The 14,022-nt window shown below is 68.4% G+C and carries 19 protein-coding genes; 11 read left to right on the top strand and 8 right to left on the bottom strand.

Annotated elements, in window-relative coordinates:
* Positions 1-3 precede the first annotated feature (3 nt).
* The 3 genes from ACZY1G_RS15255 to ACZY1G_RS15265 are packed head-to-tail and all read right to left on the bottom strand — an operon-like array spanning position 4 to position 2,243.
* Positions 4-825, bottom strand: a complete 822-nt coding sequence (locus tag ACZY1G_RS15255; RefSeq protein ID WP_463812679.1) for a glycerophosphodiester phosphodiesterase — start codon at positions 823-825, stop codon at positions 4-6.
* Between the two features lie 4 nt (positions 826-829).
* Entirely contained in the window at positions 830-1,846 is a 1,017-nt protein-coding gene (locus ACZY1G_RS15260) for a DUF4328 domain-containing protein (protein ID WP_463822844.1), read from the bottom strand.
* A gap of 46 nt (positions 1,847-1,892) precedes the next feature.
* Positions 1,893-2,243, bottom strand: a complete 351-nt coding sequence (locus ACZY1G_RS15265; RefSeq protein ID WP_463822845.1) for a rhodanese-like domain-containing protein — start codon at positions 2,241-2,243, stop codon at positions 1,893-1,895.
* A gap of 384 nt (positions 2,244-2,627) precedes the next feature.
* On the opposite strand from ACZY1G_RS15265, the gene ACZY1G_RS15270 reads away from it, so the two are divergent.
* Complete coding sequence (locus ACZY1G_RS15270) at positions 2,628-2,786, top strand: hypothetical protein (RefSeq protein WP_463812682.1); 159 nt, start codon at positions 2,628-2,630, stop codon at positions 2,784-2,786.
* Between the two features lies 1 nt (position 2,787).
* Here the strand turns inward: ACZY1G_RS15270 and ACZY1G_RS15275 are convergent, their stop codons facing one another.
* Positions 2,788-3,060 carry a S24/S26 family peptidase gene (locus tag ACZY1G_RS15275; protein ID WP_463823008.1) on the bottom strand — a complete coding sequence of 91 codons (273 nt, stop codon included), beginning with the start codon at positions 3,058-3,060 and terminating at the stop codon, positions 2,788-2,790.
* 98 nt (positions 3,061-3,158) lie between these two features.
* On the opposite strand from ACZY1G_RS15275, the gene sodN reads away from it, so the two are divergent.
* From sodN to ACZY1G_RS15290, 3 genes are all read left to right on the top strand, one after another.
* Positions 3,159-3,593, top strand: coding sequence for a superoxide dismutase, Ni (sodN, locus tag ACZY1G_RS15280; RefSeq protein ID WP_335332737.1), 435 nt, complete (start codon positions 3,159-3,161; stop codon positions 3,591-3,593).
* Positions 3,594-3,762: 169 nt separating this feature from the next.
* The gene (locus ACZY1G_RS15285; RefSeq protein ID WP_463812684.1) at positions 3,763-4,296 is read left to right on the top strand and encodes a peptidase; all 534 of its coding nucleotides are present in this window, start codon (positions 3,763-3,765) and stop codon (positions 4,294-4,296) included.
* 460 nt (positions 4,297-4,756) lie between these two features.
* Complete coding sequence (locus tag ACZY1G_RS15290) at positions 4,757-5,155, top strand: helix-turn-helix domain-containing protein (RefSeq protein ID WP_046363341.1); 399 nt, start codon at positions 4,757-4,759, stop codon at positions 5,153-5,155.
* A gap of 6 nt (positions 5,156-5,161) precedes the next feature.
* Here ACZY1G_RS15290 and ACZY1G_RS15295 read toward each other — a convergent pair whose 3' ends face one another.
* The 3 genes from ACZY1G_RS15295 to ACZY1G_RS15305 form a co-directional block, all read right to left on the bottom strand.
* Positions 5,162-6,319, bottom strand: coding sequence for a hypothetical protein (locus ACZY1G_RS15295; protein ID WP_463812685.1), 1,158 nt, complete (start codon positions 6,317-6,319; stop codon positions 5,162-5,164).
* Complete coding sequence (locus tag ACZY1G_RS15300) at positions 6,316-6,807, bottom strand: ImmA/IrrE family metallo-endopeptidase (RefSeq protein ID WP_463812686.1); 492 nt, start codon at positions 6,805-6,807, stop codon at positions 6,316-6,318. Before ACZY1G_RS15300 ends, ACZY1G_RS15295 begins: the two co-directional genes overlap by 4 nt.
* Positions 6,808-6,899: 92 nt before the next feature.
* Positions 6,900-7,919: a hypothetical protein gene (locus ACZY1G_RS15305; RefSeq protein WP_463822846.1), complete on the bottom strand. Its 1,020-nt coding sequence runs from the start codon at positions 7,917-7,919 to the stop codon at positions 6,900-6,902.
* 89 nt (positions 7,920-8,008) lie between these two features.
* Between ACZY1G_RS15305 and ACZY1G_RS15310 the strand changes: the two genes are divergently transcribed.
* The 7 genes from ACZY1G_RS15310 (at position 8,009) to rraA (ending at position 12,546) form a co-directional block, all read left to right on the top strand.
* A complete protein-coding gene (locus tag ACZY1G_RS15310) occupies positions 8,009-8,665 on the top strand; it encodes a DUF6474 family protein (RefSeq protein ID WP_463812688.1) in 657 nt (218 codons plus the stop codon).
* Positions 8,666-8,670: 5 nt separating this feature from the next.
* Positions 8,671-9,189 (top strand): hypothetical protein, encoded by a 519-nt coding sequence (locus ACZY1G_RS15315; RefSeq protein ID WP_463822847.1) that lies wholly within the window; start codon positions 8,671-8,673, stop codon positions 9,187-9,189.
* Between the two features lie 41 nt (positions 9,190-9,230).
* On the top strand, positions 9,231-9,824 hold the full coding sequence (locus ACZY1G_RS15320) for a copper resistance CopC family protein (RefSeq protein ID WP_463812690.1): 594 nt from the start codon (positions 9,231-9,233) through the stop codon (positions 9,822-9,824).
* On the top strand, positions 9,821-10,744 hold the full coding sequence (locus ACZY1G_RS15325; protein ID WP_463812691.1) for a CopD family protein: 924 nt from the start codon (positions 9,821-9,823) through the stop codon (positions 10,742-10,744). Before ACZY1G_RS15320 ends, ACZY1G_RS15325 begins: the two co-directional genes overlap by 4 nt.
* Positions 10,745-10,820: 76 nt before the next feature.
* Positions 10,821-11,258, top strand: coding sequence for a hypothetical protein (locus ACZY1G_RS15330; protein WP_463812692.1), 438 nt, complete (start codon positions 10,821-10,823; stop codon positions 11,256-11,258).
* A gap of 48 nt (positions 11,259-11,306) precedes the next feature.
* Positions 11,307-12,053, top strand: a complete 747-nt coding sequence (locus tag ACZY1G_RS15335) for a MerR family transcriptional regulator (protein ID WP_463822848.1) — start codon at positions 11,307-11,309, stop codon at positions 12,051-12,053.
* Between the two features lie 7 nt (positions 12,054-12,060).
* Positions 12,061-12,546, top strand: a complete 486-nt coding sequence (rraA, locus tag ACZY1G_RS15340) for a ribonuclease E activity regulator RraA (protein WP_463812694.1) — start codon at positions 12,061-12,063, stop codon at positions 12,544-12,546.
* Here the strand turns inward: rraA and ACZY1G_RS15345 are convergent, their stop codons facing one another.
* A complete protein-coding gene (locus tag ACZY1G_RS15345; RefSeq protein WP_463822849.1) occupies positions 12,547-14,022 on the bottom strand; it encodes a flavin-containing monooxygenase in 1,476 nt (491 codons plus the stop codon). It lies immediately after the preceding gene.

The following is a 14,022-nucleotide window of genomic DNA, read 5'->3' on the forward strand; positions in this document are numbered from 1 at the left end:
GGGCTAGTCCCGACCCGCGCCCTTGAGTCCGTTCTGCAGCCAGTCCTTGGTACGCCCGGGATGGTTGGTTGCGATCCAGGCCACCCCGAGATCGCGGCAGTACTGCACGTCCTCGTAGTGGTCGACGGTCCAGCAGTACAGAGCGCGGCCCTGCGCCGCGGCGCGATCCACCAGCTCCGGATGCTCACGCAGCGTCGCGATCGACGGCCCGACCGCGGTCGCGCCGACCGTCGTCGCCGCGCTGCCCCCGAGGAATCGTGACGTCTCGCCCAGCAGCACCGTGGGCAACAGCGGCGCCGCCCGCCGGATCCGCCACACCGCGGCCGCGGAGAACGACATGACCACCGCCCGGGAGAGATCCGCCGATGCGGGTGAGGCGATGCCGTACCGGTGCAGAAGCGCCAGCACCTTGCTCTCCACCAGCGCGCCGTACCGGACCGGATGCTTGGTCTCGATGAACATCTTCACGGGCCGGTTCCAGTCCAGGACGAGCGCCACCAGATCGTCGAGGGTGAGCAGACCGGTGTCGCCCTGACTGCCGTCGGACCGCCAACTGGGATGCCAGGAGCCGTAGTCCAGCTCTCGAAGCTGCGCCAACGTCATCTCGCTGACCAGGCCGTTGCCGGTGGAGGTGCGATCCAGCCGGCGGTCGTGCACGCAGACCAGATGCCCGTCGCGGGTCAACCGCACATCGCATTCCACCGCGTCGGCGCCCTCATCGAGCGCCCGCTCGTAGGCGGTCCTGGTGTGTTCGGGCAGATCGGCTGAAGCTCCGCGGTGAGCCACCACGAAGGGGTGGCCGTCGGACGTCCCGCCGGAGTTCATATCGCTATGCTGCCGGGTTCTGCCCTTCGGGCTCAACCGCACGCGCCTGATCGTCAGCGGAATCTTTGCCCGACGGCGCGTCGACCATCAGCCACCGCTTCGACGGTCGTTCCACCGGCTGGCGTTCGAAGCCGAGGTACACCTGGAGCGCCAGGAGCAGAGCCCCCGCCGCGAACAGATACGCCACGATCGTGGTGACCGTGTTGTCGGCGATGCCCTGCGGGTCGGTCGTGAAGCTGGTCGCGATGGAGAACACCGACACCGCGGTGCTGGCCGCCCACACCACCCACCACACCGAGATGGGCCGTCGCAGCCAGTTCTCTCGGCCTTCGACCTGCGCCAGCTCGATCACGAACACCGGCGCCCAGAACAAGTTCACCAGCGGCACCAGGCAGCACACCCGCAGCATCCAGGCCGGTCGGGGATCCTCGTGTCCGTGATGGGCGTAGGCGGCGGCCCGGCGGGCCACCAGCCACTGCGTGAGCATCAGTGCGCTGGCCACTGTGGTGAACAGGGCCACCACGCTCACCGCCACCCCGCCCCAGGTGGCGATGCCGGCGACCCACGGGTTGAGCAGCACCGTGCGGTTGACGATGAGCAGCACATACCGGATCAGGTGCACGAATGCGGCGGCGGCGAGCACAGCGGCCGTGGTCACCAGCGTCATCTGCACTGCGGTCAGGGACGGACCGGTGCGCACCGGCGTCTCTTCGGCCGGGGCGTCGAAGTGCTCGACGAGACCCCACCGCGGGATGACCGAGTATCGGGGCGTGGGGCCGAGGTCGCGGCGGGGGCGGCGCGGCGGGGGCGGCGCGCCCGGCCGCACGGCCACCCATTTGAATCCAGCAGGCAGACCGGGGGTGGGCCGCCGCTGGGCGGGCACAGCATCTCGTCGGCCCCACTCCGGCGCGGGCGCCGCGCTCCCGGGGGCGAGCAACGTGCCACGACACCGCGGGCACCACACCCGCTGCCGGTCGCGCACGTTCCACCGCGTCCCGCACTGGGAGCACACCTGGATCATTCGGCCAGCTTAATGTCGTCCCCCGGCAGGCGGCTCAGACCCGAGCTCAGACACTGCCCGGCTGACCGTCATCGGTCACCACCGGCCTACCGGCCCCGGCCCACGCCGACATCCCGCCGCTGACGTTGACCGGCTCGAACCCGTTGCGTGCGAGGTAGTCGGCAACGCGCTGGGATCGTCCACCGGCGTGACAGATGACGTACAGCTCGGCGTCGGCCGGGATCTCTCCCATCCGGGCCGGCACCTCGCCCATCGGGATGTGCCGCGCGCCCGGCGCATGCCCGAGCTGCCACTCGTCGTCCTCGCGGACATCGAGCAGCACGGGCCCCTCCGACGACGAGTCGAATTCGGCCGGTATCTCGGCGATGCCTACTTGCCTCACCCCGGTGTGGTCCATGTGGCCATGCTGACACGAGCCCGCGGTCCGGCACCACCGCATCCGGGCTGCAGCGAAACTCGACTCGGCGGCCACCTATCCACAGTTTCCACAGGTTCATCCACAGGCTGTGTGGGCAGTTGCCAGCGCTCTCTCGGTGCGTTGTGGATGATCACGCCGCGACACGCACCGAGAATTCACAGCCAATCGACAGTCCAGGAAACGAACAGAGCGAAATGTCTCGGCTGCCTAACGATTTGGTGTGCGCACCCGCAGCCGGGAGGCCGATTTTTCCGAGTAGGACAAATGAGGTTATGATCGCGATCACATGGTTTGTCTGTGACAGAAGTCACTGGGGTGTGCACGTGGGGGAGGCAGCATCAACGTGCAGGTGAGGAGCATCTGATGGCGCGATCTTCCACGGGGCCGGGCTCGACTTTTCCGCCGTCGGAGTGGCAGTCGTCGTCGCGCGCATATACCCGCAGTCAGTTGATGTCATTACTGCGGGCCGGCGTGATCGCACTGGTGCTGCTCGCCGTCCTGGCGCTGATCGTCCTGTTCTGAATCACGTCCTCCGGCGCACGGTCCACAGCACGCGGTAGCTGCGGTCTGCCCGCACCCACCCGAACGTTCTTGAGTCGACCACCCCCGGCGCGTTCGCGTTGTCCGACACCGCCTCGAACACCAGACCTGTCGCGTCGCGGCGCACCCGGCCCACCCGCTTGACCAGATAGCGCGACGACCGCGACGGGTCCGGGAACACCCGCAACTGGCCGGCTCGCAGACGCCCGCACCGCATCGCGAGCAGGCCGTCACCGGGGTTCACAGTGGGCTTCATCGAGTCCTCGACCACCAGGAATCGGCGCACCGGCGGACCGTGTGGAAATACCGGCCGTCCGTGGTTAGGCCTCATGATCTTGAGGGTAAGTTAAAGCCATGCTGCATCGACTCTTTGACTCCGTGTTTTCCAATGCAACTCCTGCCCACGCTCACTGCGATCTGTACTGCGGCGTCTACGACCCCGCGCAGGCCAAGATCGAGGCGCTGTCGTGCCTGAAAACCATTCAGAAGTACCACGATTCGGATGACGACCACTTCAAAGCCCGCGCGATCATCATCAAGGAGCGCCAGGCCGAAGAGGTCAAGCACCACCTGATGGTCCTGTGGGCCGACTTCTTCACCAAGGACCACTTCGAGCAGTTCCCCAACCTCCACCAGTTGTTCTGGGACGGCGTTCACGGCGCAGGCGATGTCAAGAAGTCGCTCGACGCCGCGGTCGCTGAGAAGCTGCTGAAGACCATCGACGAGATCGCCGACATCTTCTGGCAGACCGACAAGGGCAAGCAGATGGGCGTCTACCCGCCTGCGTAAGCCTTCCGCACAGTCCTCCACCGGCCCGGTCCTCGTCGACCGGGCCGGTTTGTGTCTGGGGTGTATCGATCGGCCGTGTCCGCTTGCGCGGTCGCCGCAGCCTGCCGCATCCTGAGCGGATCGACCCACAGACGTGTCTGGCTGTTGCTCACCGATGCCGGGAGGCGAGATGGATTTCGGGTCCGGTCGGGCGATCGAGATCGCACCGTTTCATTCGCGGGGGTCCTTGAAGGGCTTCGTCGTCTCCGGGCGGTGGCCTGACTCGACCAAAGAGTGGGCCCAGCTGTTGATGGTCGCGGTGCGGGTGGCGTCGCTTCCGGGTCTTCTGTCCACGACGACGATCTTCGGGGCGCGGGAGGAGCTGCCCGACGAGCCGGCACCGGGGACGGTGGGGCTCGTCCTGGCCGAGGGCACGGTGGTCGGCGATTCCGCGGTGGCACCCGGACATTTCGCGGAACGCCAGCCGCCCGCCCTGTTGATGCTCCATCCCCCGTCGGAGACCACCCCGTCGTTACCTGAGTGCACCGGGGCTGCGTCGGGATGTGTCCTCCTGCCCGGGCTGCCCCACTTGGGTCTCGAGCATCGGGCCGCCTGGGTGGAGGCCGAGTCCGACGGTACGGTCACCTCGATGGTGAGTCGCGTGGGCGTCGATCCGATCAGCCACCCCGATACCGCGATTCTGGCGATGCTCCTGGCCGCCTGACCGGTCGGAAAGTCTTCTCGCCCGCTGCCATTGGCTACTGACACCGTCACGACGCACGTGAGCGCGCGGATTTAGCAAGTTTGCGCATCACCGGGTGCGCAGCGCGGCCCCCGATCCGGTTCACACCGCCGCCGTCCGACCGTCCAGCAAATTTCCGTCTGTTCGCGTTGCGCGTGGCGGGTGGTTGCCGGCCACATCCGCAACGGCCACAGACTCCTCGGTTCTGGGAAAGCCGCACGTATGCTGGCTACGGTGGCGTTATTATTTGCCTAGCTGCACTATGCCCCGCCCGTGGCAGATGCCCCGTCTACGCCGTTCACACCAGTAGCGGCAGCCAGCGACGTAAGCCGTGGTTCACATTTCTGTGGTTTGCACTTGGTTGTGGACACATCTGTCGCTACGATGATCAGCAAATCCACCGCCCTTGGACAACGCTCGTCAGTATGTGGAGGTCAATCCGATGAGCAATACGTTTGCCGCTCGCCTGAACCGCTTGTTCGACACCGTCTACCCGCCCGGACGTGGTCCGCACACCTCTGCGGAGGTGATCGCCGCACTCAAGGCCGAGGGCGTCACCATGTCTGCCCCGTACCTGTCGCAGCTGCGTTCTGGCAACCGAACCAATCCGTCCGTCGCCACGATGGCCGCGCTTGCCAACTTCTTCCGGATCAAGCCCGCGTACTTCACCGACGACGAGTACTACGAGAAGCTCGACAAGGAGCTGACCCTGCTCGCCGGAATGCGTGACGAGGGTGTTCGCCGCATCGCCGCCCGCACGGTCGGCTTGTCCGCCGAGGCGAAGCAGGACATCGTCCAGAAGGTCGACGAGCTGCGGCGCAAAGAGAACCTCGACGTTTAGCCTTCCTCACTCCTGCGGGGTCGACCGGCGAAGACGCGCCTGGGATCCCCCGGAGTCGAGAGTTCGGTATTGACGGGCGATTTCCAGGATCCACTCGCGGTCGGAGTAGCTCGCCGGCTGCCGCAGCCAGGACAGACCTGGAAAGTCCTGCCGCTCGGCGATCCACGCCGCGACGGCGGTGGCCTGCTCTACCGGCGTCGCATCCGGTGGCGGCAACTCCGCGAGTTCGTCGTCACTGTCGGGGTCAGCAGGCTCGGCGGCCGCCGAGCCTGCGTCGACCGGGCGCAGCGCTCCTGCCGCAGCGGTCGCTTCCAGGAACAGCGCGTCCGAGATCAGGGACATGCGCTCGGCAACGCGGAACACCAGGGGGCCGCGCGGACGTACCCCGATGCCGACGTCGGGGTGACGTCGACCGAGTTCGGCCAGGATCGGCCCGATGATGCGAAGCTCGCGGCGCGCCCCGAACCAATCCTCCAGGCTGGGCAGCAGCGAACCCGCCGCCACGATCAGCATGGCAGCGCCGAGCAGCGTGGCTGCCGCACCCACTCCGACTGCGGCGCTGGTGCCGACCGCCCGCAGGAGGAAGAACGCCAAGGCCGCGACGATCAGCGCGATGCCGACGGTGAACACGAACAACGCACGCCCGCGGCGGGTCCGGTTGCTGTGCCGCAGCCCCGCCCAGGCGACCAGACTCAGCGCCAACATCACGTAGAGCAGCGGCAACAGCCACGGCAGCGAAGCGCCGTCGCCGCTGAGGCTGCGGCGCAGGTACTCCTGCGGAGCCATTTCGGTGCCACGGCCTGCGGCGAAGAACACCAAGAGGCTTGCCACCGCGATCGCCGCAGCGACCCCGTACTGCACCATGGCGATCTTCTTCGCCGCCGTGGGTGATCGATTGCTCGAGACCGTGGTGATCATCACGCAGCTTCCCGCGGCGCAGGCGATCAACGCCACCTGGCTGAAACCCATCGCGATGTTGGGCCAGTGCAGAAGCGTGTCGATCAGCAGCGCCAACGGCTGCCAGTTGAGCGCGGCGACCACACCGAGGCTGCCCAGAGCCAGGATCATGGAGGTGCTGACCAGCGACTGCTTGTTGACCAGCGCCCATCCGATGCGAAGTCCGGTTGCCAATCCCAGGAGACCGGCGATGACCCAGACGATCAACCAAACGCCTCTCCGAGACGCACCTGGACGATGGACGACCGGTCCGACGGCAACCGCCCCAGCCGGTAGATCAGCAGCGCGGCGAAGTCCTCAGCCTCCTGCTCGGCGTCCTCACCCGCGGGACCCATGCACCCGGTGCGCTGATTGAGCATGTACCCGATCAGTTCCGAGCTGGCGACCTCGGTGTTGTCCCGGGCCGCCTGCGTGACGTGGATGCCCTCATGACCGAGGACGAGGTGGCCGAGTTCGTGGGCAAGGGTGCGATCCCATGCGGGAAGCCCCTGCTGGATCAGGAACACGTCGTGATCGGCGTACTGCCGCCACTGGCCGCAGACACCCGGCGGAAGTTCTGCCGTGGTCAGTTCGATGGTGCGGCCCCGGTGCTCGCTGACCGCCTGGACCAGACGCGGCAGGGTGATCTCACCGCGTCGCGGGGCGAGATCGAGCACCTCCCCCACCGCACGGGTGACTCGCCGGCTCGCAGGCATCGCTTCCCCCTTTCGACCCTCTTCGACCCTTCGGACCCCACTCCGACAGCTTTACTATGCGCCGCTTACCCCCTGCCGGCACGCATATCGTCTCAGTTCATGAACCGCGCTGTGCCGCGAGCCCGGACCACCTGGCCTGCCTTGGCCTGGCGGTACCCCAGTACGCCGCCGGCTGCGGTCAGTATCACGATGCCTGCGACACCGGGCAACGCGAGCGCCGCCAGCTGCGATGTGCCTGCGGTGCGCAGGGTTTCGCCGTAACCCACCCGGATCGGCGCCGGTGGAGGCGAGCCGGCGAGGATGTTCTCCACGGGCTCGATCGGCCGGGCCGGTTGCGGTTCCGGTGCGGCGCGAGGCGGCGCGGCAGGTGCCGGAAGGGCCTCGACGGGGCGCGGAGCGGCTACGGCCGGTCCAGCTACGGCGGCCGGTCCAACTGCGGCGGCCGGTCCAACTGCGGCGGCCGGCGCGAACACGGGCAGCACCGGCAGCGCGATCGGTGCGCCTGCTCCCGCGGCAGGCAGGCCGGCGCCGGGCACGACGTCGAGGACGTCGGGGTCCAGGGGCAGCTCGACGGGTGGCCGCGTCTGGGGTGCACCGACACCCGGGGTGCCGATTCCGCCGGGGCGGGGCGCGACCACGGGCCGGTCGCTGACGCCGCCGTGACTCTCCGGCGGCGTCGGGGCCGGGATCCCGGGTGGCTCCGGATCATCGGGAGGCCACGGCCAGCCCGGTCCGCAGTCCTTCCCGCCGTCGTCGCAGCAGGGTCCGTCGGAGTCCCGGTCCACGTCCTGTACACCTCGGTGAGCACGGCGCCACGTCGTGCCGATCCCGCGACGGGCCGACGGTTCGTCGGCCGTCGGAGGAGGAGTCACTCGGGGCGGGTCCGCGGTGGGTTCGCCCGAGGTGGCGGGCCGCATCGTGTCGGCGGGGGCCGTGTCGGCGGATGTCGCGTCGGCGGGTGCCGCGGACGCTGTCGCCCCGACCCCACCGATCCACAGCCCGCCTACGGTCAGGCCGGCTGCCACGGCTCTGCGCGCTCGCGCACCCACGTCGTCACCACCTTCGCGGACGTCGGGCGGAAGATGGGCCCGGGTGAGGGTCGATTCTCCCACACCGGTCCCGGCCCTCCAGGCGGTTGATCACCGGGGGCGAACGATAGTGTGGGTCAGCGCCGACAATGACAGTGGAGAGGGCCCCAGGGATGAGTCTGTTCAAGCGACGTAAGTCCCGCGCCACTCGGCGAGCCGAGCGACGGGCGATCAAGACCAAGGCCAAGCTGGAGGCCAAGCTCTCGGCCAAGAACGAGGTGCGACGCTTCAAGGCCGAGCAGAAGGCCACGGCGAAGGCGCTGCGGGCGCAGTTGCGCGCCCAGCGGGACAGCGATCGCGCCGCGCTGAAGGTCGCCGAAACTCAGCTGAAGGCTGCTCGTGAGGGAAAGCTGTTCACCCCCACCAAGATTCGCCGGGCGTTGACGGTGTCTCGCCTGCTGGCGCCGGTCGTCATCCCGCTCGTGTACCGCGCGTCGATCTCGGCCAGAGGGCTGATCGACGAGCGTCGCGCCGATCGCCTCGGCATCCCCGTCAGCCAGCTCGGGCAGTTCTCGGGCCACGGGGCTGAGCTGTCCGCGCGGATCGCGGGAGCCGAGCACTCGTTGCGCCAGCTGACCGAGAAGAAGCCGAAGGACGCGGAAACCAAACAGTTCGCGGCCGCCATCAGCGAACGCCTCACCGATCTGGCGGCCGCGGTCACGGCCGCCGAGACCATGCCGCCCGCTCGCCGTAAGCCGGCGCACGCGGCGATCGCCCAGCAGCTCGACGGTATCGACGCCGATCTGTTGGCGCGCCTCGGCGTGGCCTGAGCGTCTTGTCCGACGCGACCGTCCGGCACCTGATCCTGCTGCGTGGTGCAGCTGCGGGTCTGGTGACGGCGGCGCTGTCGCTGGCCGCCCACGCCTCCGGCGGTGGGCATCTCGCCGTCGGACCAGCCGTGATCGGCCTGCTGCTCGTCGGGGTGACCGTCGGTGCCGCGGCGGTGGCGACGTCCCGCGCCGACGGTGTTGCCGCGATGGCCCTGCTGCTGACGGTGGGGCAGGTCGCCGGCCACGCCGTGCTCGCGGTCAGTCATCCCCACGCGGCAACTGCACCATCCGGGGCGATGGTGGCCGCGCATGTGGGCGCGGTTGCCCTGGGCGCGCTGCTGATCACCACCGGGGAGCGGCTGTGCCGTGTGCTCGTGCGCGTCGTGCGGCGCGCGACGGCCCCGGCATGCGCGACGGCGTTCGCGGCGCCTGCACGGGTTCTCACCCCCGGTGACCAGCCGCTGTTCGCTGAGCTCCTGCTCGCCACGTCGATGTCGCATCGGGGTCCGCCCGTCGCGGGCTGACCTCGACCCCGACAGATTCGACACAGGAAGCAGACAACCGAATGAATGCAGTTCATCGTGGGCGGCCCCGGCGTGCCCACCTTCTCGCGGTCGGAGCGACGGCGTTGGCCCTCGTCCTGACCGCACTGATCAGTGCCGGTCCGGCATGGGCGCACGCTGCCCGCCTCGCCGGCGACCCCGCCGACAACGCCGTACTGCCCCAGGCGCCCACCAGGGTCAGCGCGACGTTCAACGAGACGATGCAACCCGAGTTCGCCGCGATGACGGTGGTCGGTCCGGACGGCGCCCAATGGGGCGAGGGGACCCCGACCGTCGACGGCGCAGTGATCAGCATCGGGGTCCGTCCCGGCGGGCCCGCGGGCACCTACACCGTCAACTACCGCGCGACATCGGCTGACGGTCACGTCGTGACCGGTTCGTGGCCCTTCCAGGTCACCACTGGTGCCACCGAGGCTTCGGCCACTCCGACGCCGTCCGGGGCTTCTGGGGCGTCGGGGGCCTCGCCGGCACCGGCCACCACGCAGGCCGCGCCCGCTTCTCCGTCCCCGGCGGGGCTGCCCGCGTGGCCGTTCGCGGTCGGCGCGGTCGCCGTCGTGGCCGCGGGTGCGGTGTGGGCGGTCCGCCGCAGGTCATGACGCACGGCCGGGCGGTGGCGGGCGGTCTGCTCGTCACCGCCGCGGCGTGCGTCCTGGCTTGGGCGCTGGCGTTCCCGGGGGCGTCGCTGTCGGCTGCGCTGGTCCGTGCACTGGCCGACGGTGCCGCGGTGGTGACCGTGGGGTTGACCGTCGTTCCCGCACTCGACGGTCCGCGCTACCGCGATGAGCTTCTGCGCCGCGCCACCGTGCCTCTGCTGGCCTCCTCGGCGGTGTGGGTGGCGGCAGAAGTCGTGCGGCTCGTCGTGGCGACGGCAGAGGCCGCGGGCCGCAGCCTCGCCGGTGTCGGCCTTCACACCGTGTGGGACTTCACCGTGCACACCGCACCTGGGCGGGCCGCTGGAGTGACGATCGCCGCCGCCGTGGCGGTCGTGCTCGCGGCGGGGTTCGCGCCCAGGAGCGAGGCGGTGGCAGCCGCCACCGCGGGGGTGGCGGCGATCGGTGTGGTGGGCCATCCGCTGACGGGCCATCTCGGCGAGGACGCGGTGGGCGGTATCGCCGTCGCTGTGCATTCGCTCTCGGCCGCGCTCTGGTGCGGGGTGCTCGCCGCGCTGGTGCTGACCGTGTCGCATCGCGGGCAATGGGCGCGGGTGTTGCCGCGGTTCTCCGCGCTGTCGCTGGCCAGCGTCGCCGTCCTGCTCGTCGGTGGCGTGATCGCGGGTCTGGCGGAGCTTCAGACGCCCATGCACCTCCTCACCACCGGATGGGGCCGTGTGCTGTGCGCCAAGCTGGTGCTCACAGCGGTCCTCCTGGCGCTGGCCTGGCGTAACCGCGCATCCTGGTTGCCCGATGCGCGTGCTCACCGCTCCAGTGCCGAGCTGTCGCGCACCCGCGCCTACACCGAGCTGGGGTTGATGGCGGTGACGCTGGCCGCGGCGGCGACGCTGGCGGTGACCGGCTGACACGGCAGTGGGTCGCCCTGGCCCACCTGGCATGATGAATTGACGCGCACGCCTGGACAGTCGAAGGAGCGGTGACATGGAGCAGTCGGATCGGCCCGAAGACCGGTCGGAAGCTGCGTCCCCCGGCAGTGATCCCGCGGCGGTTCCCGCCAAGAAGACGCCTGCCAAGAAGGCACCCGCCAAAAAGGCTCCCGCCAAGAAGGTCCCGGCGAAGAAGGTGGCGGCCAAGAAGGCGCCCGCCAAAAAAGCACCTGCCAAAAAAGCTCCGGCGACGAAGGCCTCCGCGACGAAGGTCACTCCCCCGCAGAGTGCGGAAGAACTGGCTGAGGCCGCCAAAGAGGTTGCTGCCCAGGCGAAGTCGACTGTCGCCACGGCGAGCTCGGCGGCCACCGCTCCGGTACCCGCCGCTCGGGAGGAGTCGCGGTCGGCGCGGCTACCGCTCGCGGCCGCGGCCGTCACCGGCATCCTCGCTCTCGTCGTGGTACTACTCGCCGCACGGCGTAATCAGGACTGACGCCTCGGACTTGACTCTGACGCGACGTCAGGGTCGATAGTGGCGTCCATGACAGCCACACACTCCGTCGGCGCCGTCGCCGCGTTGACCGGCGTCTCGGTGCGCACGCTGCACCACTACGACCACATCGGTCTGGTCGTGCCCAGCACGCGCACCGCCGCTGGCTACCGCAACTACACCGACGCCGACATCGAACGCCTGCTCATTGTGCTGGTGTACCGATCCGCCGGCTTACCTCTGGACGAGATCCGTTCGGTCCTCGACGATCCCGACACCGACATCCGCGCCGTGCTAGCCCATCAGCACGCCCTGTTGACCGCCCAGGCGAGCAGGCTCGCCGACACCATCACTGCAGTGGAGAACCTCATGGCAGCGCACCGACAAGGAATCCAGCTCACCGCCGAAGAACAGGTCGAGATCTTCGGAAGCACCGCATTCGGCGACGAGTACGCCGGCGAAGCCGAAGAGCGGTGGGGAGACACCGAGGCGTGGAGACAATCACAGCAACGGGTTTCGTCGTTCACCAAGCAGGACTGGATCGCGGTCAAGGCCGACAACGACGCGCTGCTGGCCGACCTCGCCGCCGCGAAGCGCGACGGCGTGGCGCCGAACTCGCCGAGGGCACGCGAACTACGAGCCCGCCATCGCGCGTCGATCGACCAGTTCTACGACTGCAGCGACGAGATGCAGGTGTGCCTCGCCCAGATGTACATCGCCGACGAGCGGTTCACCCGCTACTACGATGACGTCGAGCCGGGACTTGCGCAGTTCCTGCACGACATCATCACGGCATAATGGCGCGGTGACTGTCACCCCTCGCCCCACCGCTGACCTGGTCGACGAGATCGGCCCCGACGTGCGTAGCTGCGATCTGCAGATGCGCCAGTTCGGTGGGCGCACCGAGTTCGCCGGCCCGATCACCACGGTGCGCTGCTTTCAGGACAATGCGCTGCTGAAGTCGGTCCTCTCGGAGCCCGGCAATGGTGGAGTGCTCGTCATCGACGGCGCCGGGTCCGTACACACCGCCCTGGTGGGCGACGTGATCGCCGAGCTCGGCCGGGCCAGCGGCTGGTCCGGCCTGATCATCAACGGGGCGGTACGCGACGCCTCGACGTTGCGCACTCTCGACATCGGCATCAAGGCGTTGGGTACCAATCCGCGCAAGAGCACCAAGACCGGCGAGGGTGTGCGCAACGAGGCGGTCGAGTTCGGCGGAGTGGTGTTCACCCCGGGCGACATCGCCCACAGCGACGACGACGGGATCGTCGTCATCGCGGCGACCGATTGATCACGCCGAAGTCGGCACCCCTGCAGGGTGTTTCGTGAACTCCAGGGCCTCGTCGTCGACCTTGCCACGGCGAATCAGCTGCAGATCGAGGAGGTAGTTCTGCTTGAGCCGCCACGGGGTGCGCGAGCCTGATTTGGGCAGGTAGTCCAGCGCCCGCAACACATACCCCGGCGTGAAGTCCATCAGAGGCGCCTCGTCGACACTGCCGCCGGGATGCCTGGGTTCCACGGTGTCGTATCCCTTGTCTTTCATGTAATTGATGACCCGACAGAAGAACTCGGACACCAGATCGGCCTTGAGCGTCCACGACGCGTTGGTGTAGCCGATCGTGAACGCCATGTTGGGCATGTTCGTCAGCAACATGCCCTTGTAGGCCATCGACTCGTTGAGCACCAGGGGCTCGCAGTTGCGGGAGATCGTCGCGCCGCCGAACAGCTGGAGGTTCAATCCTGTTGCCGTGACGATGATGTCAGCGTCGAGATGCTTTCCCGAGGACAGTGCGATACCCGTCTCGGTGAAGCGCTCGATGGTGTCGGTCACGATGTCGGCCTTGCCCGCGCGGATCGTCTTGAACAGATCGCCGTTGGGCGCCAGGCATACTCTCTCGTCCCACGGGTTGTAACGCGGGTTGAAGTGCTTGTCGACGTCGAAGCCCTCGGGTAGGCGGTGGCGGGCCATCGTCAGGAGCTGCTTGCGGAAGAAGTCGGGGAAGCGGCGGGCGATCTGGTACTGCGCGGACTGGGCCAGGATGCTCTTCCACCGGTTCAGTACGTACGCGACCTTGGCGGGCAGGCGCTTGTTGGTCGCGACGGTGAAGGGGTCGACGTCGGGGAGCGCGGCGATGAAGGTCGGCGACCGCTGCAGCATGGTCAGATGACCGGCACCTGAATTGGCAAGGGCGGGAATCAAAGTGACAGCGGTGGCGCCGCTGCCGATCACGACGATGCGCTTCCCGGCGTAGTCGAGGTCAGTGGGCCAGTGCTGCGGGTGCACGATCGGTCCGGTGAAGTCGTCGGCGCCGGCGAAGTCCGGGGCGTAGCCCTGGTCGTAGTTGTAGTAGCCACTGCAGGCCATGAGGTAGCGGGCGGAGATCTCGACCTGTTCGCCGTCGCGGTCAACGGTCACCGTCCAGCGGTTCTCGTCGTCGGACCAATCGGCGTTGGTGACGGTGTGCCCGTACCGGATGTGCTTGTCGATCCCGAATTCGGCGACGGTCTCCTTCAGGTAGGCCATGATCGACGGGCCGTCGGCGATGGCCTTGTTCGATGTCCACGGTTTGAAGCGGAATCCGAGCGTGAACATGTCCGAATCGGAACGGATTCCGGGGTACTGGAACAGGTCCCAGGTGCCACCCAGGTGGGCTCGCCGCTCGAGGATGACGTAACTGGTGCCGGGGCAGCGATCCTGCACGTGCCACGCGGCGCTGATGCCGGAGATTCCGGCTCCCACGATGACGACGTCGACGAACTCGGTCAT

The organism is Mycobacterium sp. IDUB_5 (genome assembly GCF_055419565.1).

Coding starts and splice junctions, on each gene's coding strand:
- ACZY1G_RS15255 (WP_463812679.1), bottom strand. CDS start 825: ATGAACTCCGGCGGGACGTCCGACGGCCACCCCTTCGTGGTGGCTCAC.
- ACZY1G_RS15260 (WP_463822844.1), bottom strand. CDS start 1,846: ATGATCCAGGTGTGCTCCCAGTGCGGGACGCGGTGGAACGTGCGCGAC.
- ACZY1G_RS15265 (WP_463822845.1), bottom strand. CDS start 2,243: ATGGACCACACCGGGGTGAGGCAAGTAGGCATCGCCGAGATACCGGCC.
- ACZY1G_RS15270 (WP_463812682.1), top strand. CDS start 2,628: ATGGCGCGATCTTCCACGGGGCCGGGCTCGACTTTTCCGCCGTCGGAG.
- ACZY1G_RS15275 (WP_463823008.1), bottom strand. CDS start 3,060: ATGAAGCCCACTGTGAACCCCGGTGACGGCCTGCTCGCGATGCGGTGC.
- sodN (WP_335332737.1), top strand. CDS start 3,159: ATGCTGCATCGACTCTTTGACTCCGTGTTTTCCAATGCAACTCCTGCC.
- ACZY1G_RS15285 (WP_463812684.1), top strand. CDS start 3,763: ATGGATTTCGGGTCCGGTCGGGCGATCGAGATCGCACCGTTTCATTCG.
- ACZY1G_RS15290 (WP_046363341.1), top strand. CDS start 4,757: ATGAGCAATACGTTTGCCGCTCGCCTGAACCGCTTGTTCGACACCGTC.
- ACZY1G_RS15300 (WP_463812686.1), bottom strand. CDS start 6,807: ATGCCTGCGAGCCGGCGAGTCACCCGTGCGGTGGGGGAGGTGCTCGAT.
- ACZY1G_RS15310 (WP_463812688.1), top strand. CDS start 8,009: ATGAGTCTGTTCAAGCGACGTAAGTCCCGCGCCACTCGGCGAGCCGAG.
- ACZY1G_RS15320 (WP_463812690.1), top strand. CDS start 9,231: ATGAATGCAGTTCATCGTGGGCGGCCCCGGCGTGCCCACCTTCTCGCG.
- ACZY1G_RS15325 (WP_463812691.1), top strand. CDS start 9,821: ATGACGCACGGCCGGGCGGTGGCGGGCGGTCTGCTCGTCACCGCCGCG.
- ACZY1G_RS15330 (WP_463812692.1), top strand. CDS start 10,821: ATGGAGCAGTCGGATCGGCCCGAAGACCGGTCGGAAGCTGCGTCCCCC.
- ACZY1G_RS15335 (WP_463822848.1), top strand. CDS start 11,307: ATGACAGCCACACACTCCGTCGGCGCCGTCGCCGCGTTGACCGGCGTC.
- ACZY1G_RS15345 (WP_463822849.1), bottom strand. CDS start 14,022: ATGACCGAGTTCGTCGACGTCGTCATCGTGGGAGCCGGAATCTCCGGC.